Annotated in this window: 1 protein-coding gene; it reads left to right on the forward strand. The window is 67.8% G+C overall.

Annotated elements, in window-relative coordinates:
• Window positions 1–118: 118 nt before the first annotated feature.
• Window positions 119–472 (forward strand): ArsR/SmtB family transcription factor, encoded by a 354-nt coding sequence (locus ABD194_RS19935; RefSeq protein ID WP_343994754.1) that lies wholly within the window; start codon window positions 119–121, stop codon window positions 470–472.
• The last annotated feature ends 143 nt before the right edge of the window (window positions 473–615 follow it).

A 615-nucleotide genomic window follows, 5' to 3' on the forward strand; every position in this document is an offset into this window, starting at 1 on the left:
CTGGGGACGGTCACCCGTCGACGGAGTATCGACCGCGGTCGATACTTCCACGTTGGCAGTCGTATCGACGTGTGTCAACATTGAGACTGATCGATGGAGTGGACGGGAGGTGACCGAGGTGAACATCACGACACTGAGCACGACGCCTCAGCGGGTGCCGCACGTCTCGGACTGCGGCTCGCCCCCGGTGGCTACCCTGGAGCGCGAAGAGGCCGAGCGTCGCGCCAACCTGCTGAAGGCCCTGGCCGACCCGGTGCGCCTGCAGCTGCTCAGCATCATCAGCGCCTCTCCGAATCAGGAGGCATGCGTCTGCGACATGACCGAGGCCGTCCCAGTGTCACAGCCCACCGTGAGCCACCACCTCAAGACGCTCGTCGACGCCGGCATCGTCACCCGTGAGCGTCGCGGCACCTGGGCCTGGTTCCGCCTCGACACCAAGACCCTCGAGGGGATCCGGGCGTTCCTCGGTTGAGCGCGGGCGACCCGCGCTCATCGGTACGACCGCGCTGACCGCGGCATGATCGTGCGCGGCACTCCACGACAGCGCAGGCGCCGGCCACTACGGCTTGACGACCTCGCGGAGGGTTTCCATGGCTCGCCCCACGGCGTCGCGAG

It is taken from the genome of Terrabacter terrae (assembly GCF_039529575.1).
Classification (GTDB): Bacteria; Actinomycetota; Actinomycetes; order Actinomycetales; family Dermatophilaceae; genus Terrabacter; species Terrabacter terrae.